We start from the raw sequence: 17,734 nt of genomic DNA on the forward strand, positions 1-17,734 counted from the left end.
GCGGATGCGGCGGGCTCCGGGGCTGGTGGCATGCGGGGCGCGGCGCAGGTACCTTACGGAGACAGGTGGGGTCGGTCGTAGCGGTCACTACGGCGGGCCCATGGATGGATCAGGGAGTGTCTGCCCCTAGGCTCTCTGGGGACAGCCGCTCACCATCACGCCAACAAGGTGGAGCCCACCGCAGGGGGTACTGCAGCGGGCTCCGAGCTGGTTCACGGGTGTCCGCCCCTAGCCTTCATGGGGGCGGCCGCTCACCAGCTGTGGATCCACAAGACACACCTCCTCCGGAACTTCACCAGCCGAAGCCGAATGCGATCCCAGCGGGTGGGCTTGCGGTGACGGCCCATCGGCACGCCCCCTTCCACGACGCCACCCATTGACCCGGTAGGCAGCACGTCGGAACTCGGGCCGGGCCCCGACGGCGGGGTCCGGAACAGGTGTCCTTGGAAGGGGGCGGCCCGAAGAGCTTGGGTCGCCGATCAAGGACACTACCGCCCGCTTACGCCCGTTCGGCCCACATTCGCCCCGAACGCAACCGCACGCCCCCACCCCGCCGAACGCGCCCCCACCAGCCCTTTCGGGCACGCAAAAGGCCGGCCGCCCCACCCGGGACGACCGGCCCTCAAGCCGCCGTAAGCCCTGCCTGCGTAAGCCCTGCCTACCGCTTGTGCTGCGAGTCCGCCACCGTCACCTCGACGCGCTGGAACTCCTTCAGCTCGCTGTACCCGGTGGTCGCCATCGCCCGCTTCAGCGCACCGAAGAAGTTCATCGAGCCGTCCGGGATGTGCGACGGGCCGGTGAGGACCTCCTCGATGGTGCCGACCGTGCCGAGGTCGACCTTCTTGCCGCGCGGCAGCTCCTCGTTGACGGCCTCCATGCCCCAGTGGTGGCCGCGGCCGGGACCGTCGGTGGCGCGGGCCAGCGGGGAGCCCATCATCACGGCGTCCGCGCCGCAGGCGATCGCCTTGGGGAGGTCGCCGGACCAGCCGACACCGCCGTCGGCGATCACGTGCACGTACCGGCCGCCGGACTCGTCCATGTAGTCGCGGCGGGCCGCGGCGACATCGGCCACGGCGGTCGCCATGGGCACCTGGATGCCCAGCACGTTGCGGGTCGTGTGGGCCGCACCGCCGCCGAAGCCGACCAGGACACCCGCCGCGCCGGTGCGCATCAGGTGCAGGGCGGCCGTGTAGGTCGCGCAGCCGCCGACGATCACCGGGACGTCGAGCTCGTAGATGAACTGCTTCAGGTTCAGCGGCTCGTGCGAACCGGAGACGTGCTCCGCCGAGACCGTCGTACCGCGGATGACGAAGATGTCCACGCCCGCGTCCACGACGGCCTTGGAGAACTGCGCCGTGCGCTGCGGGGAGAGCGCGGCGGCGGTGACCACGCCGGAGTCGCGCACCTCCTTGATGCGCGCGCCGATCAGCTCCTCCTTGATGGGGGCGGAGTAGATCTCCTGAAGGCGCCGGGTCGCCGTCTCGGAGTCGAGGCCGACGATCTCGTCGAGCAGCGGCTGCGGGTCCTCGTGCCGCGTCCACAGGCCTTCGAGGTTCAGCACGCCGAGGCCGCCGAGCTCGCCGATGCGGATCGCGGTGGCCGGGGAGACGACCGAGTCCATCGGGGCCGCCAGGAAGGGCAGCTCGAAGCGGTAGGCGTCGATCTGCCAGGCGATCGAGACCTCCTTCGGGTCGCGCGTACGACGGCTGGGGACGACGGCGATGTCGTCGAAGGCGTACGCCCGGCGGCCGCGCTTGCCGCGCCCGATCTCGATCTCAGTCACGTGTGTGGCCTTTCCCTGATGCGTTGCAGCGCCTTCCAGTATCCCCGACGGGTACGACAAGGGCGGCCCCGGATGCTCCCGGAACCGCCCTCACGCGCGCGTGGCCTTCAGGAAGGACTTACTTACGGCTGTAGTTCGGCGCCTCGACCGTCATCTGGATGTCGTGCGGGTGCGACTCCTTGAGGCCCGCCGAGGTGATCCGCACGAAGCGGCCCTTGGACTCCATCTCGTCGATGGTGGCCGCGCCCACGTAGCCCATGGTCTGGCGCAGACCGCCGACGAGCTGGTGCAGGACGCTGGAGAGCGGACCGCGGTAGGGCACCTGGCCCTCGATGCCCTCGGGCACGAGCTTGTCGTCGGAGCCGACCTCGGCCTGGAAGTAGCGGTCCTTGGAGTACGACTTCGCCTGGCCGCGCGACTGCATGGCACCGAGCGAGCCCATGCCGCGGTACGACTTGAACTGCTTGCCGTTGATGAACTGGAGCTCGCCGGGCGACTCCTCGCAGCCGGCCAGCAGCGAGCCCAGCATCACGGTGTCGGCACCGGCGGCGAGCGCCTTGCCGATGTCGCCGGAGTACTGGAGGCCGCCGTCGCCGATCAGCGGGATGCCGGCCGGGCGGGCGGCGAGGGATGCCTCGTAGATCGCGGTGACCTGCGGGACGCCGATACCGGCGACGACTCGGGTCGTACAGATGGAGCCCGGTCCGACGCCGACCTTGATGCCGTCGACACCGGCGTCGATGAGCGCCTGGGCGCCGTCGCGGGTGGCGACATTGCCGCCGATGACGTCGACGCCGACGCTCGACTTGATCTTCGCCATCCAGCTCAGCGCGTTGCTGTTGTGGCCGTGCGAGGTGTCGACGACCAGGAAGTCCACCCCGGCCTCGGCGAGCGCCTGGGCGCGCTCCAGGGCCTCGGGGCTGGCGCCGACGGCCGCACCGACGAGCAGGCGGCCCTCGGCGTCCTTGGCGGCGTTGGGGTACTTCTCCGCCTTGACGAAGTCCTTGACGGTGATCAGGCCCTTGAGGACACCGGCGTCGTCGACCAGCGGCAGCTTCTCGATCTTGTGGCGGCGCAGCAGGTCCATGGCGTCGGTGCCGGAGATGCCGACCTGGCCGGTGACCAGCGGCATCGGCGTCATGACCTCGCGCACCTGGCGGCTGCGGTCCGACTCGAAGGCCATGTCGCGGTTCGTGACGATGCCGAGGAGCTTGCCGGCGGGGTCGGTGACCGGGACACCGCTGATGCGGAACTTGGCGCACAGCGCGTCGGCCTCGGCGAGGGTGGCCTCGGGGTGCACGGTGATGGGGTCGGTGACCATGCCGGACTCGGACCGCTTCACGAGGTCGACCTGGTTGACCTGGTCCTCGACGGAGAGGTTGCGGTGCAGCACGCCGACGCCGCCGAGGCGGGCCATCGCGATCGCCATGCGGGACTCGGTGACCTTGTCCATGGCGGCGGACAGCAGGGGGATGTTCACCCGGACATTGCGGGAGATGCGGGACGAGGTGTCGACCGCGTTGGGGAGCACCTCGGACGCTCCCGGCAGCAGCAGCACGTCGTCGTAGGTCAGCCCGAGCGTCGCGAATTTGTCAGGCACTCCGTCGACGTTTGCAGTCATGACACCTTCCCCAATGGCCTTGATCGGTGCGGATGTCCATGCTAACGGGAAGCAAGGGTGGCAAATTCCACCGTTTCCACAGTTCGGACCCGCTCCGGGCTTCGTATGTTCGTACGGAGACGGCGCGCCGCCCGTTCAGGAGCGCGCCCTTGTCCAGCGCGTCCTACTGCTCGGCCAGGGCCCGCAGCCTGCTCAGTGCCCGGTGCTGGGCCACTCGGACCGCACCGGGTGACATTCCCAACATCTGACCCGTCTCCTCCGCCGTCAACCCCACCGCGATGCGCAGCAGCAACAGCTCGCGCTGGTTCTCGGGGAGGTTGGCCAGGAGCTTCTTGGCCCACTCGGCGTCACTGCTGAGCAGTGCGCGCTCCTCGGGGCCGAGGGAGTCGTCGGGGCGTTCCGGCATCTCGTCGGACGGGACCGCCGTGGACCCCGGGTGCCGCATGGCGGCCCGCTGGAGGTCGGCGACCTTGTGGGCGGCGATGGCGAAGACGAACGCCTCGAAGGGGCGCCCGGTGTCCCGGTAGCGCGGCAGGGCGAGGAGGACGGCTACGCAGACCTCCTGCGCGAGGTCCTCCACGAAGTGCCGGGCGTCGCCCGGGAGACGGGACAGACGGGTGCGGCAGTACCGCAGGGCCAGGGGGTGGACATGGGCGAGCAGGTCGTGCGTGGCCTGCTCGTCCCCTTCGACGGCGCTGTGGACGAGCGCACCGATCGCCCCATGGGGATGAGCCGCCTCGTCGTCGCGCATCGGTCCATGGTGCCCTGGCGTCGTTGGATCCGTGGCATCGCGCTGGTTGTTGTGCACCGAAGCGTTATGAGCAGGTGCGCCGGAACCCATACCCTGCGCCCTCCCCTTCCGCTCGACCGACTCGTCCCCGAGAGACTCCACATCTCAAGGATGCGGCATCCGCCGCGAAACAAGCACTGGGGCATCGAAGAGGCCGCTCGACCGCGCCCCTTCAGGGGCGCGGGGAACTGCGCGACCAGCCACGACGGGCCCGCACCAATACGAACGACCGATCCGATCGAGCTCTTAGCGAACCAGACCCCACCGGAACCCGAGTGCCACGGCGTGCGCCCGGTCCGACGCACCGAGCTTCTTGAACAGCCGCCGCGCATGCGTCTTCACGGTGTCCTCGGACAGGAACAGCTCCCGGCCGATCTCGGCATTGGACCGACCGTGGCTCATACCTTCGAGCACCTGGATCTCACGCGCCGTGAGCGTGGGCGCCGCACCCATCTCGGCGGACCGCAGCCGGCGCGGGGCGAGCCGCCAGGTCGGGTCGGCGAGCGCCTGGGTGACCGTGGCGCGCAACTCCGCGCGCGAGGCGTCCTTGTGGAGGTAGCCCCGGGCTCCCGCGGCCACCGCGAGGGCGACCCCGTCGAGGTCCTCCGCGACGGTCAGCATGATGATGCGCGCGCCGGGGTCCGCGGACAGCAGCCGGCGCACGGTCTCGACGCCGCCCAGACCGGGCATGCGTACGTCCATCAGAATCAGGTCCGAACGGTCCGCGCCCCAGCGGCGGAGGACTTCCTCGCCGTTGGCCGCGGTCGTCACGCGCTCGACACCGGGCACGGTCGCGACCGCGCGGCGCAGCGCCTCTCGGGCAAGCGGGGAGTCGTCGCAGACGAGGACGGATGTCATGGCCGCCCTCCGCAGCTGATGCACGTCACCTTGAGCCTCCAGGCTGGTACGAAATCGTCACCTGAGCGGTCGACCGTCTCGGACGCCTGCCCGAGCACTTCTTGCTTCAACCGCCTCCGCACTCTCAACGACGGTCACCCGAAAGAGTTACGGGGCTGTGCACTGTCTTCGGCACTCTACGTGAGGGTGCGGACACGGTGCAGACATGCACGGCGGACCCACAACGTTTCATCACAACCCATGCCCCATTCAGACCCTTTTCTTCCCATTTCCTGGTGTCTGAGGCTAGATTCGCAATGAGTCATATTTTCATCTCCTTAGATCGTAGATGTACGGTCGTGGACACCGTATCCGCCCAGAACGGCTACAAGGGGTCACGCAATGGCAGATTTCTCCCGCCTTCCAGGACCGAACGCGGACCTGTGGGACTGGCAGCTCCTGGCTGCCTGCCGCGGGGTGGACAGCTCGCTCTTCTTCCATCCGGAGGGCGAGCGCGGTGCGGCTCGGAGCGCTCGCGAGAACTCGGCCAAGGAGGTCTGCATGAGGTGCCCGGTGCGCGCGCAGTGCGCGGCGCACGCGTTGGCGGTAAGAGAGCCGTACGGCGTGTGGGGCGGGCTGACCGAGGACGAGCGCGAGGAGCTCATGGGACGGGCGAGGCACCGGCTGGTGTCGGCGTCGTCCGTCGGGAGCGGCGCATCGAACAATTGAAGGAACGTTTCTTCTAGAAGGGCACGCGCACGCGTGCCCTTCTTTACTTCTGTCCCGCCGCGACCGCGAGCTGCTCCAGCGTCGCCGCCACGGCCGGGACCCTGGCCAGGTCGGGCAGGGTGAGCGCGACGATCTCGCGCCGGACCGCCGGTTCCAGCGTCACCGTGCGCGCACCCCGTGGCCGTACGGACTCGATCGCGAGCTGCGGCAGCACGGCGACCCCGAGGCCGGCGCCCACCAGGCCGACGACGGCCGGGTAGTCGTCGGTCGCGAAGTCGATGCGGGGCGTGAAGCCGGCGCTCTCGCAGACCTCGACCAACTGGCCCCGGCAGCGCGGGCATCCGGCGATCCACGACTCCCCGGCGAGCTCCCCGATGGCCACGGACCCCGCGCGCGCGAGCCGGTGCCGCTCCGGTACGAGGGCGACGAGCCGGTCGGTGAGCAGGGGCCGTACGACGAGGTCCTCCCACTCTCCTTCCTGGGCCGCCCCCTGGTAGCGGAAGGCGAGCGCGAGGTCGCAGTCGCCCTCCCGCAACAGGCGGACGGACTGCGGGGGTTCGGCCTCCTCCAGGGAGACCCGGGTGCCGGGGTGGGCGGCGCGCAAAGCGGCGAGGGCGGTGGGGACCAGGGTGGAGCTGCCGCTGGGGAAGGACACGAGCCGGACCCGTCCGGCCCGCAGCCCGGCGATCGCGGCGACCTCCTCCTCGGCCGCCGTGAGCCCGGCGAGGATCCCGGCGGCGTGCCGCACCAGGGCCTCGCCCGCCTGCGTCAGCCGCATCTCGCGCCCGCTGCGGACGACCAGGGGCGTGCCCACCGACGCCTCCAGGGCCTTCATCTGCTGGCTGACGGCGGGCTGGGTGCACCCCAGTTCCCGTCCGGCGGCGGAGAAGGAGCCGGTGGCGGCGACGGCGCGCAGGACTCGGAGATGGCGGGCCTCGATCACGGTCCGAGGATAAGCGGCTCTTTGACGCGACGCCGAAAGCGGTGGCCGTCCTAATGATTCGCCCAGTGGTTTCCGTCATTAACCTTGCGCCATGACAACGGCATTGATTACGGGATCGACCGCGGGCATCGGTGCCGCGTTCGCACGACGGCTCGCGTCCGACGGGCACAACCTGGTGCTGGTGGCCCGCGACACCAAGCGGCTCCAGGAACAGGCGACCGAACTCCACGACCGGCACGGCGTCGAGGTGGAGGTCCGCACCGCCGACCTGGCCACGGACGACGGCATCGAGACGGTCGCCGCCCGCCTCTCCGACCGCAAGTCCCCCGTCGACCTGCTGATCAACAACGCCGGCTTCGGCAACAAGGGCCGCTATCTCGACGTCTCCATGGCCGACGAGCTGAAGATGCTCAAGGTGCACTGCGAGGCGGTGCTGCGACTGACGTCGGCGGCGTCGGAGGCGATGCGGGAGCGGGGGCGCGGGGGTGTCGTGAACGTCGCCTCGGTGGCCGCGTTCGTCCCTCGTGGGACCTACGGCGCCTCGAAGGCGTGGGTCGTGCAGTTCACCCAGGGCGCGGCGAAGGACCTGGCGGGCACCGGCGTGCGCCTGATGGCCCTGTGCCCCGGCTTCGTCCGCACCGAGTTCCACCAGCGGGCGGGGATGGGCACGGACAACATCCCGAACTGGATGTGGCTCGACGCGGACAAACTGGTCGCGACGGCCCTGGGCGACCTGGCCCGCGGCAGGACCCTGTCGATCCCCGACCCCCGCTACAAGGCCCTCATGGGGTTGGTGAAGGTGACGCCCCGGGGGTTGCTGGGCGGGGTCTCGTCGAGGACCGGGCGGAAGTACGGGCCGCAGTAGGGCCCTGCGGCAGAGCTGCCCCCGGTGGGCCGGGCGCGCCGGGGCCGACGGGCGGACAATGGTGATGTCCCAACCGGACCCAGGGGGGCCGGAGGTGGTGTGGCATGACCTTCGTACAGCTCATCGACTGCAGGACCAGCCGGTTCGACGAGATGAACCGGCTCTTGGACAGCTGGGTCGAGCAGACCAACGGAAAGCGGACGGCGACGCACGCCACCATCGGGAAGGACCGGGCCGACGCGTCGCACTTCGTGGAGATCGTGGAGTTCCCGTCGTACGAGGAGGCGATGCGCAACTCCGGGCTGCCGGAGACCGAACGGATCGCCCGGGAGATGGTCGCGCTGTGCGACGCGCCGCCCACCTTCATGGACCTCGACGTGGTGCGGGACGAGCGGCTGAACGCGGTCGTCGCACGGGAGTTCTTCGAGCGGGCCGGGCGCAGTGGGACCGCGGAACTGTTCCAGCGGTTCGACGAGGACTACCTCGACCACGACCCCGCCAACGCGGAGGATCTGCGGCTGGCGGGCGCCCGGGAGGAGTACGAAGGGTGGCGGCGGGCCTTCGTCTTCAGTTTCCGGGTGGACGACCAGATCGCCCAGGACGACCGGGTGTGCACCCGTTGGGCGTGGGCCGGGAAGCACACCGGCGACTTCGTGGGGATCCCGGCGACCGGGCAGAACGTGACCATGACCGGGACCACCTGGCACCGGTTCCGGGACGGCAGGATCTGCGAGGGCTGGTGGGAGTACGACCGGGCCGGCCTGATGGAGCAGCTGGGGGTACTCGGGGACTGAGCACGGGGAGCCGGTGACCCGCGAAGGGGAAAGCCCCCGTTCTCCGCACGACGCGGGGAACGGGGGCCTCCTTACGAGCGGTGCGCTCAGTGGGAGTGGCCGTGGCCGTGCCCGGCGGCGGCCGGCTCCTCCTCTTCCTTCTTCTCGACGACCAGGGTCTCGGTCGTCAGGAGGAGGGAGGCGATGGAGGCGGCGTTCTCCAGGGCGGAGCGGGTGACCTTGACCGGGTCGATGACGCCGGCCTTGACCAGGTCGCCGTACTCGCCGGTCGCGGCGTTGAAGCCCTGGCCCTTGTCGAGCTCGGCGACCTTGGAGGTGATGACGTAGCCCTCGAGGCCCGCGTTCTCGGCGATCCAGCGCAGCGGCTCGACGACGGCCTTGCGGACGACGGCGACACCGGTGGCCTCGTCGCCGGTCTTGCCGAGGCCGCCCTCGAGCACCTTGGCGGCGTGGACCAGAGCGGAGCCACCACCGGAGACGATGCCCTCCTCGACCGCGGCGCGGGTCGCGGAGATGGCGTCCTCCAGACGGTGCTTCTTCTCCTTCAGCTCCACCTCGGTGGCGGCGCCGACCTTGATCACGCACACGCCGCCGGCCAGCTTCGCGAGGCGCTCCTGGAGCTTCTCGCGGTCCCAGTCGGAGTCGGTGTTCTCGATCTCGGCCTTGATCTGGGCGACGCGGCCCGCGACGGCGGCGGAGTCGCCGGCGCCGTCGACGACCGTGGTGTCGTCCTTGGTGACCGTGACACGGCGGGCGGTGCCCAGCACGTCCAGGCCGACCTGGTCGAGCTTGAGGCCGACCTCCTCGGAGATGACCTCGGCGCCGGTGAGGGTCGCCAGGTCCTGGAGCATCGCCTTGCGGCGGTCACCGAAGCCGGGGGCCTTGACCGCGACCGCGTTGAAGGTGCCGCGGATCTTGTTCACGACCAGGGTCGACAGGGCCTCGCCCTCGACGTCCTCGGCGATGATCAGCAGCGGCTTGGAGGCACCCGACTGGATGACCTTCTCGAGCAGCGGCAGCAGGTCCTGGATGGAGGAGATCTTGCCCTGGTTGATCAGGATGTACGGGTCGTCGAGGACGGCCTCCATACGCTCCTGGTCGGAGACCATGTACGGGGACAGGTAGCCCTTGTCGAAGGCCATGCCCTCGGTGAAGTCCAGCTCCAGACCGAAGGTGTTGGACTCCTCGACGGTGATGACACCGTCCTTGCCGACCTTGTCCATCGCCTCGGCGATGAGCTCGCCGACCTGCGAGTCCTGGGCGGACAGCGCGGCCACGGCGGCGATGTCTGACTTCTCGTCGATCGGGCGGGCCGTCGCGAGGAGGTCCTCGGAGATGGCGGCGACGGCGGCGTCGATGCCCTTCTTCAGGGCGGCCGGGGAGGCACCCGCGGCGACGTTCTTCAGGCCCTCGCGCACCAGCGCCTGGGCGAGCACGGTGGCGGTGGTGGTGCCGTCACCCGCGATGTCGTTGGTCTTGGTCGCCACCTCCTTCACCAGCTGGGCGCCGAGGTTCTCGTACGGGTCCTCGATCTCGACCTCGCGGGCGATCGTGACACCGTCGTTGGTGATGGTGGGAGCGCCGAACTTCTTGTCGATGACGACGTTGCGGCCCTTGGGGCCGATCGTCACCTTGACCGTGTCGGCAAGCTTGTTGACGCCGCGCTCGAGGGCGCGACGGGCGTCCTCGTCGAACTTCAGGATCTTCGCCATGGGAGCGGTTCAGCCCTCTCGGAAAATGTGGGTGAAACGAACTGCGCCCCAGACGCCCGGCTTCATATGGTGGCGGGGGCCCGGGGCGCAGCTCACAAGCAAATGTGCTTGAGGTGTCTTACTTCTCGATGACCGCGAGCACGTCGCGGGACGAGAGGACGAGGTACTCCTCGCCGTTGTACTTCACCTCGGTGCCGCCGTACTTGCTGTACAGCACGATGTCGCCGACCTTCACGTCGAGCGGCAGGCGCTCGCCGTTCTCGAAGCGGCCCGGACCCACGGCGAGGATGACGCCCTCCTGGGGCTTCTCCTTCGCGGTGTCCGGAATGACCAGGCCAGAGGCGGTGGTCTGCTCGGCGTCGAGCGGCTGGACCACGATGCGGTCCTCGAGCGGCTTGATGGCAACCTTGGAGCTGGTGGTCGTCACGATCCGACCTCCCCCTTCGGAGATCTCACGGGGTTAACTGTCTGAGGTGGCGACCAGGTGGATCCGTCGTCGCGGGTGCCGGACCTGCCCGTCGCTGTGTTGGCACTCTCACCTGCGGAGTGCCAGAGCCGAGACTATGACTGCGATTAGCACTCGGTCAAGCGGAGTGCCAATTCGCTGCGCCGGCTGTGCCGTGTCGGGTGCGGGTGCGTGGGGGTGGGCGTCCCTGGGGGCTGCCGCCCCCAGACCCCCGCTTCGGCCCCGAAGGGCCTCGTCCTCAAACGCCGGACGGGCTGGATTCGCTACAGGTAGTCCTCCAGCTTGGCGACCGTCAGGCCCCGCCTCTCGATCTCCCTCAGCACCGTCGTCGTGCGTTCCGTCAGGCTCGGGCCCTGTTCCTCGCCCGAGGCCACCGCGATGACGTCCCCCGGGCGCAGCGGATACTCCAGGGCATGGCCCTGTACCGAGACGCTCCACAGGACGAGGGCCGACAGGCCGCAGTCGGTCGCCGCACGGCGGGTCGTGGTGTCGTACGTGCCGTAGGGCGGGCGGAACAGGCGGGGGCGGATTCCGAAGCGGGCGTGGAGTTTCTCCTGCTGGCCGCAGATCTCGGCGCGCTGGCCGGCGTAGGGCAGGCCGCGCAGGGCGGGGTGGTCGAGGGTGTGGTTCTGGATGCTCGCGCCGACCGACTGGAGGCGGGCGAAGTGGCCGTACCCGGGCCCGACCACGCTGTTGGTGAGGAACATGCTGACCGGGAGCCGCAGTTCACGGACCAGGTCGACGAAGCGCGGGTCCCGCTCGGCGCCGTCGTCGTAGGTGAGGAAGACGACCTTGTCGGTCGTCGGCACCCGTTTCACCACCGGGAGCGGGCCGCCCGGGTCCGCCGGCAGCGGGCGGGCCGGCCGGCGCGGGGGCGCGGGCAGCGGGGCGGTGAGGCCCCAGTGGCGGTAGGGGCGTCCGTCGGCGCCGGGCGGGCCGTAGGAGCCCACGCGTTGCGCGGCCTTGCGGCCCAGCCGTTCGATGGGGTCGACGGACTGGGCGCACCCGGTGAGCAGTGCGGCCGCCAGTGAGACGGCGACCAGGGCCCGCGGTCTCACAGGTAGTCCTCCAGGCGCGCGACGGCGTATCCCTCGGCCGTGACCTTGTCCAGGAAGCGACGGACCATGTCGGGCATGGTGCCCTTGCCGTCCGAGCGTCCCCGGAAGTGGCTGAGCACGATGTCGCCGGGGTGGATGTCCTGGTCCGTCTCGCGGTACTCCCAGTGGTCGGCGAAGACCTCCTCGTTCCAGATCGGCGCGTACCGCACCCCGCAGGACTTCGCCGCGCGCAGGGTGTCCTCGTTGTAGTTGCCGTAGGGCGGGCGGAAGAGCCGGGGCCGGGTGCCGTAGCGCTTCTCGATGACGTCCTGCATCCCGCAGATCTCGTGCTTCTGGCGGGCGTACGACAGTGCGGGCAGGTAGGGGTGGTGGAGGGTGTGGTTGTCGAGCGCCACCCCGCGATCCCGCATCCTCGCGAAGTAGCCGTAGTCGTTCCTGATCAGGTAGTCGCTGAGGAAGGCCGTGTACGGGAGGTTCAGTTCGGTCGCCATCCGCAGGAAGGCGGGGTCCTTCTCGGCGCCGTCGTCGATGGTCAGGAAGACGATCTTCCGGTCGGTGGGGATCGTGGTGAAGACCGGTGGGAGCCCGTCCTCCTCGTGGCCGTCGACCTCGAAGCCCCGGCGGGTGGTGATGCGGGGCTTCTGCGCGGGGGCGGGCGGCGCCGTGAGCGGGACCCGCTTCAGGCCCCAGCGCCTGGCGGCGGCGATGCGGGCCTGCTCGGCGCGGAACTCGGCGGCGCGGATGCGGGTCTTGTCGGCCTGGACGTCGGCGAGGTCGGCGGCCGGGGCCGGGGGCGCCTTCAGGGGTTGACCTGCCCGGGTGCCGGCCTGCGGGTGCCGGGAGTCGGTTCCGGTCCGCTCGGCGCAGCCGGAGACCAGGGCGGCCACGGCCAGCAGGACGAGTCCGCTGCGGAGCGACACCATCAATGCACTGTTTTTATACTTTTGTCCCACCGTTCGCATGGGCCGGATCCTCGCAGGTCACCCCCCTGGTCCCGGGTCGACACCGCCACCGGGGAGCACGCCGTCCACCGACTGGCCCACAATGACCCGGTGAACGACCTCGCCCCCCTCCTCACCCCCGAGGGCCGCGCCCTCCTCGACTCCGTGCGCGGCACCGCCCCCGCCGACGAGCTCGCCGTCGCCACCCGGCTGCGCCGCGAGCACCCGGCCGAACTGGTCTCCGCAGCGCTCGGCCAGGCGCGGCTGCGGCAGCGGGCGGTGGCGAAGTTCGGGGCCGAGGACGCGGGGCGGATGTTCTTCACGCCGAACGGCGTGGAGCAGTCGACGCGGGCGAGTGTCGCGGCCTACCGGGCCGAGCGCTTCCGGGCGATGGGGGTGACCTCCGTCGCGGACCTGTGCTGCGGGATCGGCGGAGACGCCGTGGCCCTGGCCCGGGCCGGGATCCGTGTCCTCGCGGTGGACCGGGACCCGCTGACCGCGGCGGCCGCGCGGGCGAACGCGGACGCGCTGGGCCTCGCCGACCTGATCGAGGTGCGGGAGGCGGACGTCACGGAGGTCGACACGGCCGCGTACGACGCCGTGTTCGTGGACCCGGCCCGGCGCTCCACCAAACGCGGGCGCATCTTCGACCCGGAGGCCTACTCGCCCCCGCTCTCCTGGGCCGTCCAGGCGGCCCTCGGCGCCCCGCACGCGGCACTGAAGGTGGCCCCCGGCATCCCGCACGAAGCGGTCCCCGGGGAGGCCGAGGCGGAGTGGATCTCCGACGGCGGGGACGTGAAGGAGGCCGTGCTGTGGTTCGGCGGCACCCCGGGCGCCGTACGGGCCACCCTGCTGCCGGGACCGCAGACCCTGCTCGGCCGGGGGCTGCCCGACCCCGAAGTCCGTTCCGTGGGGCGGTACTTGTACGAGCCGGACGGTGCCGTCATCCGGGCCCATCTGGTCGCCGAGGTGGCCGAGGAGCTCGACGGCGGACTGATCGACCCCACCATCGCCTACATCACCGCGGACGCCCTGCGCGAGACGCCCTACGCGACGGCGTACGAGATCACCGACCGGCTCCCCTTCAACGTCAAGAAGTTGAAGGCGCTGCTGCGGGAGCGGGAGGTCGGGATCCTGACCGTGAAGAAGCGGGGGTCGGCCGTCGAGCCGGAGGAGCTGCGGCGCAAGGCGCTGCCGAAGCCCCAGGGCACGAACGCGGTGACGGTGTTCCTGACGCGGGTCGCGGGGGCGCCGACGATGCTGGTCGGTGCCCCCGCGAGGGCCGTCACTGGTGCTGGACCGTCCTGAGCTGCTCCAGGTGCGGGTCGGCGCCGACCGGGCCGGTCCGCGCCGCGGTGGCGTTCAGGGTCGCGTCGGCGCCGGTGCGCAGGGCGGCGGCCCGGCTGCTCGCCGGCTCGTCGCCGTTGCGGAACGGCGTGTAGACGACCTGGGCGCTGTTCGCGGCGACCGAGGCGCCCGCCGAACCGAGGGTGCTTGCCGAGAGGTTGCCCGTACCGCCGAAGGCGACCACGGTGTTGGTGCTCGCGGACTCACGCAGCAGATAGCTCGTCAGCTCGGACGAGAGGGAGGCGCGGGAGGTCCACAGCACCGGCCCGAAGACGTTCATCGCCCCGGCCGCCGACAGTCCGTCGCGCCAGGAACCGGAGTAGGCGAGAGCCACGTTGCTCGGCGTGCTCCACCAGAACTTCGCGACGGCCACCGAGAGGGCTGCCCTCGTCTTCCCCGAGATCGGGTAGTACGAGTAGGTGGAGGGCCACCGGGAGAAGTTCGTGTGGGTCAGCGCGTACCGGGCGTCCGCACCCACCGGGATGACCATGGTCTTGTTCGGGTTGAGGCCGTTGAGGTACGACTTCACCGACGACGTCAGCGACTTGCCGTTGGTGAGGACCAGACCGCCCGCGCTGCCCGTGCCGTCGGCACCGGCCGCGGCGGCCGCCGGGAGGGACGCGTAGGCGTCGGTGCCCGAGGCCAGGAAGACGTACTTCGGGCTGGTGGTGATGGTCTTGGCCACGGCCACCGAGGTGGCGAAGCGGTCCGCGCCGGTCAGCCGCTTGGGCGTGAAGCCGAGGGCCTTCACCTGGGAGGTGACCGTCGAGCTCAGGACGGACGTGGAGCCGAGGAGATAGACGTTGGCGCCCCGCTTCAGCACCCGCTTCAGCTCGGCCTTCACCGCCGCCGACAGCCCGCCCTTCGGCGTCGCCAGGACCGGCCCCTGCTTCTTGCCGGCCAGCGCGGGCGCCGTCAGCGAGTACGCGGTGCTGTCCTGGTTGGTCAGCACGGCCGCCTTGGCGTCCATCAGGCCCGGCGCGTGCTGTCCGACCTTGTTCCAGGTCCAGCGGGAGGCCGCAACGGGGGTCGGGGTGCTGCCGGAGCCCCAGATCCGGGCGGTGTTGTTCTTGCGCAGCGGCTGCCAGCTCGGGTTGCTGCCCTGCGGGGTGCCCGGGACGGCCGTGCGCTCACCGGTGGCCAGGTCGGCGTACTCGGTGGTCTGCACGTCGGAGCTGTCGCCCGTGGTGTGCGCGTCGAAGACGATGCGCTTGCCGGTCGGCGACCAGGACGGGTTGGCCACGTAACCGGGGCCGGTGGTGAGCTGCTTGACGTCGGTGCCGTCGGCCTTGGCCGTGAAGATCTGCTGCTTGCCGTCGGCGTCCTTGCGGACGAAGGCCAGCTTGGTGCCGTCGGGCGAGTAGGCGGGCTGCCCGGCGTCGGCGAGGACCCGCTTGACCGTCTTGGCCGTCGGGTCGTAGACGTACACGCCGGCGTTGTCGTAGCAGCCGTAGTTGATACGGCGTTCGAAGGCGACCGTGCCGGACGGGCTCACCGTCGGGTCGGTGTCGCAGACGGTGGACGGCTCCAGGGCCGAGGACAGCAGCGGGCGGGGTGCCCAGGAGGCGTCGGAGGGGCCGTAGGCGAGCTGGCCGCCGGTCGAGAAGACGACGTAACGACCGCCCCACCAGAAGGCGAGGTCCTGGTACTGGGCGCTGGAGCGCATGCCCTCCGCCCAGGGCAGGTCGAACTTCGAGCCGCCGCTGGGGCGGATGCTGGTGATCTGGCTCCAGGAGGTCACCAGCCGGCTGCCGTCCGGGGCCCAGGCGGCATACCAGCCGCCGGTGTTGGGCACCGCGGTCTGCTTGCCGGTGACGGTGTCGACGAGCACCGGCCCGTCGGTCAGGATCCGGCCCTCGGTGCCGGGCCAGGGGCCCGCGTCGTCGGCGGTGGCGCCGGGCGCGGCGGCCAGGGTGCCCACCGCGGCGAGGGCCGCCGCGGTCGTGAGCGCCGCGGCACGGCGGCGCATGGTCTGTCTCAAGTTGTCGTCCCCCCATGGGATTCACAGCCCCCGTACAGGGGGCCGTGTCACTTTAATTCGCAAGGAAACACAGGGGAACTGAGTTACTGGTAAACGCCTGTGCGAATTCAGGTCAAGATCCACATTCCCTGGCCCGCTCCAGGAGCAGCTCCCGCTCGCGTTCGTTGCGGGTCAGCGCGGCCGCGCGTTCGAACTCGGCCCGGGCCTCCGTCGTACGGCCGAGGCGGGCCAGGAGGTCGCCGCGGACGCTCGGCAGCAAGTGGTAGTCGTGCAGGGCGGGTTCGCCGGTGAGGGTGTCGACGATCTCCAGGGCCGGGGCCGGACCCTCGGCCATCGAGACGGCGACCGCGCGGTTGAGTTCGACGACCGGGGAGGGGGCGCGGGCGGCGAGCAGGGCGTAGAGGGTGGCGATGGCCCGCCAGTCGGTCTCCTCGTAGGAGTACGCGTGCGCGTGGCAGGCGGCGATGCCGGCCTGGAGGACGTAGGGGCCGGGGGCGCCGACGGCAGTGGCCTCCGCGCGGCTGAGGGCCCTGATGCCGCGGGCGACGAGCATGCGGTTCCAGCGGCTGCGGTTCTGGTCCTTGAGGAGGACGGGTTCGCCGCGCGGCCCGGTGCGGGCGGCCGTCCGGGAGGCCTGGAACTCCAACAGGGCGGCCAGGCCGTGCACTTCGGGTTCCTTGGGCATCAGGGCGGACAGCAGCCGGGCGAGGCGCAGGGCGTCCTCGCACAGGGAGGGGCGCAGCCAGTCGTCGCCGGCGGTGGCCGCGTACCCCTCGTTGAAGATCAGGTAGATGACGTCCAGGACCGAGCCGAGGCGGGCCTCGCGGTCGGGGCCGTAGGGCACCTCGAAGGCGATGTTCTTCGTGGCGAGGGTCCGCTTGGCGCGCACGATCCGCTGGGCGACCGTGGCCTCCGGGACGAGGAAGGCGCGGGCGATCTCCGGGGTGGTCAGGCCGCCGAGCAGACGCAGGGTGAGCGCGGTGCGGGCCTCCGCGGACAGCACCGGGTGACAGGTGGTGAAGACGAGCCTGAGCAGGTCGTCGTCGATGTCCTCGGGGTCGGACGGCTCCTCGGGCGGGGCGGTCTCCGACAGGTCCCGGCCGATCTCGGCCAGCTTGCGGGCGTAGTTCTCACGGCGCCGGACCAGGTCCACGGCCTTGCGCCGCGCGATGGCCATGAGCCAGGCGCCCGGGTTGTCCGGGACGCCGTCGCGCGGCCACTGCTCCAGCGCCGCGACCAGCGCGTCCTGGGCGAGTTCCTCGGCGATGCCGACGTCCCGGACGACCCGGGTGACGCCGGCGATGATCCGGGGCGACTCCAGACGGAAGACGGTCTCGACGGAGGTGCGGGCGTCGGTACGGTCGTCGGTGCGGGAGGGCTGTGAGGTGGTCACAGCCCCCCATTCGACACCCGTGCGGTCCCCGAGCCAAGGAAGCGGCTCAGCCCTCGGCGATCTCCCGCACCTCGCAGGTGACCGTCCAGTGCTCCTCGTGGACCTTCAGGAAGCGCTTGGTCCACTCGATCGCCTCGGCCATGTCCTTGGCCTGCACGATCGCGTACCCGCCGACGACCTCCTTGGCCTCGGTGAAGGGCCCGTCGGTCACCGACAGCTCACCCTTCTCCCAGCGGACCCGGGCCCCCTGGGCGGTCGGCGTGAGCCCGGCGGTGTCGAGGAGCACCCCGGCCTTCGTCATCTCCTCGATCAGCTCGCCCATGCGCTGCATCAGGGCTTCGGAGGGGCCCTCGGCGGGGGCGGTCTTCTCGTCGATCTGGACCATCGACAGGTAACGCGGCATGGTGACTCCTCGGTCGCTGCGGGGCCGGTCCTTCCCGGCCTCTCACCAGTGCGTCGATCGGAAGGGCCCGG

General features: G+C 70.8%; 16 protein-coding genes. 4 read left to right on the forward strand and 12 right to left on the reverse strand.

Going from position 1 to position 17,734, the window contains the following annotated elements; translation table 11 throughout:
• Nucleotides 1-658 precede the first annotated feature (658 nt).
• From H295_RS0112740 to H295_RS0112755, 4 genes are all read right to left on the reverse strand, one after another.
• Nucleotides 659-1,783, reverse strand: coding sequence for a GuaB3 family IMP dehydrogenase-related protein (locus H295_RS0112740; protein ID WP_020135750.1), 1,125 nt, complete (start codon nt 1,781-1,783; stop codon nt 659-661).
• A 118-nt stretch (nt 1,784-1,901) separates the two neighbouring features.
• Nucleotides 1,902-3,404 (reverse strand): IMP dehydrogenase, encoded by a 1,503-nt coding sequence (gene guaB, locus H295_RS0112745; RefSeq protein WP_028809306.1) that lies wholly within the window; start codon nt 3,402-3,404, stop codon nt 1,902-1,904.
• A 163-nt stretch (nt 3,405-3,567) separates the two neighbouring features.
• Nucleotides 3,568-4,155: a sigma-70 family RNA polymerase sigma factor gene (locus H295_RS0112750; RefSeq protein ID WP_007384137.1), complete on the reverse strand. Its 588-nt coding sequence runs from the start codon at nt 4,153-4,155 to the stop codon at nt 3,568-3,570.
• A gap of 285 nt (nt 4,156-4,440) precedes the next feature.
• On the reverse strand, nt 4,441-5,052 hold the full coding sequence (locus tag H295_RS0112755) for a response regulator transcription factor (protein ID WP_003948568.1): 612 nt from the start codon (nt 5,050-5,052) through the stop codon (nt 4,441-4,443).
• A gap of 381 nt (nt 5,053-5,433) precedes the next feature.
• On the opposite strand from H295_RS0112755, the gene H295_RS0112760 reads away from it, so the two are divergent.
• Entirely contained in the window at nt 5,434-5,760 is a 327-nt protein-coding gene (locus H295_RS0112760) for a WhiB family transcriptional regulator (RefSeq protein WP_007384136.1), read from the forward strand.
• A gap of 43 nt (nt 5,761-5,803) precedes the next feature.
• Here H295_RS0112760 and H295_RS0112765 read toward each other — a convergent pair whose 3' ends face one another.
• Nucleotides 5,804-6,703 (reverse strand): LysR family transcriptional regulator, encoded by a 900-nt coding sequence (locus H295_RS0112765; protein ID WP_020135752.1) that lies wholly within the window; start codon nt 6,701-6,703, stop codon nt 5,804-5,806.
• Between the two features lie 91 nt (nt 6,704-6,794).
• On the opposite strand from H295_RS0112765, the gene H295_RS0112770 reads away from it, so the two are divergent.
• Together H295_RS0112770 and H295_RS0112775 are read left to right on the forward strand one after the other, a co-directional pair.
• Entirely contained in the window at nt 6,795-7,568 is a 774-nt protein-coding gene (locus H295_RS0112770) for an SDR family NAD(P)-dependent oxidoreductase (protein WP_028809307.1), read from the forward strand.
• A 104-nt stretch (nt 7,569-7,672) separates the two neighbouring features.
• Nucleotides 7,673-8,362 (forward strand): ester cyclase, encoded by a 690-nt coding sequence (locus H295_RS0112775; protein ID WP_020135754.1) that lies wholly within the window; start codon nt 7,673-7,675, stop codon nt 8,360-8,362.
• A gap of 86 nt (nt 8,363-8,448) precedes the next feature.
• On the opposite strand, the gene groL is transcribed toward H295_RS0112775, so the two are convergent.
• The 4 genes from groL to H295_RS0112795 all read right to left on the reverse strand — a co-directional run bounded on the left by groL (nt 8,449) and on the right by H295_RS0112795 (nt 12,521).
• Entirely contained in the window at nt 8,449-10,074 is a 1,626-nt protein-coding gene (gene groL, locus H295_RS0112780; protein WP_020135755.1) for a chaperonin GroEL, read from the reverse strand.
• A gap of 118 nt (nt 10,075-10,192) precedes the next feature.
• On the reverse strand, nt 10,193-10,501 hold the full coding sequence (gene groES, locus H295_RS0112785) for a co-chaperone GroES (protein WP_013001368.1): 309 nt from the start codon (nt 10,499-10,501) through the stop codon (nt 10,193-10,195).
• Nucleotides 10,502-10,803: 302 nt separating this feature from the next.
• Nucleotides 10,804-11,598 (reverse strand): polysaccharide deacetylase family protein, encoded by a 795-nt coding sequence (locus tag H295_RS0112790; RefSeq protein WP_020135756.1) that lies wholly within the window; start codon nt 11,596-11,598, stop codon nt 10,804-10,806.
• Nucleotides 11,595-12,521 (reverse strand): polysaccharide deacetylase family protein, encoded by a 927-nt coding sequence (locus tag H295_RS0112795; protein ID WP_020135757.1) that lies wholly within the window; start codon nt 12,519-12,521, stop codon nt 11,595-11,597. Before H295_RS0112795 ends, H295_RS0112790 begins: the two co-directional genes overlap by 4 nt.
• A gap of 129 nt (nt 12,522-12,650) precedes the next feature.
• Between H295_RS0112795 and H295_RS0112800 the strand changes: the two genes are divergently transcribed.
• A complete protein-coding gene (locus H295_RS0112800) occupies nt 12,651-13,847 on the forward strand; it encodes a class I SAM-dependent methyltransferase (protein WP_020135758.1) in 1,197 nt (398 codons plus the stop codon).
• Here the strand turns inward: H295_RS0112800 and H295_RS44750 are convergent.
• From H295_RS44750 to H295_RS0112815, 3 genes are all read right to left on the reverse strand, one after another.
• Nucleotides 13,825-15,867 carry a cell wall-binding repeat-containing protein gene (locus H295_RS44750; protein ID WP_234021598.1) on the reverse strand — a complete coding sequence of 681 codons (2,043 nt, stop codon included), beginning with the start codon at nt 15,865-15,867 and terminating at the stop codon, nt 13,825-13,827. The two genes, H295_RS0112800 and H295_RS44750, sit on opposite strands and share 23 nt — an antisense overlap.
• A 112-nt stretch (nt 15,868-15,979) precedes the next feature.
• Nucleotides 15,980-17,260 (reverse strand): RNA polymerase sigma factor, encoded by a 1,281-nt coding sequence (locus H295_RS0112810; RefSeq protein WP_020135760.1) that lies wholly within the window; start codon nt 17,258-17,260, stop codon nt 15,980-15,982.
• 46 nt (nt 17,261-17,306) lie between these two features.
• Nucleotides 17,307-17,663, reverse strand: a complete 357-nt coding sequence (locus H295_RS0112815; RefSeq protein ID WP_020135761.1) for a YciI family protein — start codon at nt 17,661-17,663, stop codon at nt 17,307-17,309.
• Between the last annotated feature and the right edge of the window lie 71 nt (nt 17,664-17,734).

This window comes from Streptomyces sp. 351MFTsu5.1 (assembly GCF_000383655.1).
In the GTDB taxonomy this organism is placed as follows: domain Bacteria; phylum Actinomycetota; class Actinomycetes; order Streptomycetales; family Streptomycetaceae; genus Streptomyces; species Streptomyces griseorubiginosus.

What these genes read in the sequence shown, in the direction of transcription:
- groL (WP_020135755.1), bottom strand. Translation starts at nt 10,074, where the DNA reads ATGGCGAAGATCCTGAAGTTCGACGAGGACGCCCGTCGCGCCCTCGAG.
- H295_RS0112755 (WP_003948568.1), bottom strand. Translation starts at nt 5,052, where the DNA reads ATGACATCCGTCCTCGTCTGCGACGACTCCCCGCTTGCCCGAGAGGCG.
- H295_RS0112760 (WP_007384136.1), top strand. Translation starts at nt 5,434, where the DNA reads ATGGCAGATTTCTCCCGCCTTCCAGGACCGAACGCGGACCTGTGGGAC.
- H295_RS0112775 (WP_020135754.1), top strand. Translation starts at nt 7,673, where the DNA reads ATGACCTTCGTACAGCTCATCGACTGCAGGACCAGCCGGTTCGACGAG.
- guaB (WP_028809306.1), bottom strand. Translation starts at nt 3,404, where the DNA reads ATGACTGCAAACGTCGACGGAGTGCCTGACAAATTCGCGACGCTCGGG.
- H295_RS0112770 (WP_028809307.1), top strand. Translation starts at nt 6,795, where the DNA reads ATGACAACGGCATTGATTACGGGATCGACCGCGGGCATCGGTGCCGCG.
- H295_RS0112815 (WP_020135761.1), bottom strand. Translation starts at nt 17,663, where the DNA reads ATGCCGCGTTACCTGTCGATGGTCCAGATCGACGAGAAGACCGCCCCC.
- H295_RS0112750 (WP_007384137.1), bottom strand. Translation starts at nt 4,155, where the DNA reads ATGCGCGACGACGAGGCGGCTCATCCCCATGGGGCGATCGGTGCGCTC.
- H295_RS0112795 (WP_020135757.1), bottom strand. Translation starts at nt 12,521, where the DNA reads ATGGTGTCGCTCCGCAGCGGACTCGTCCTGCTGGCCGTGGCCGCCCTG.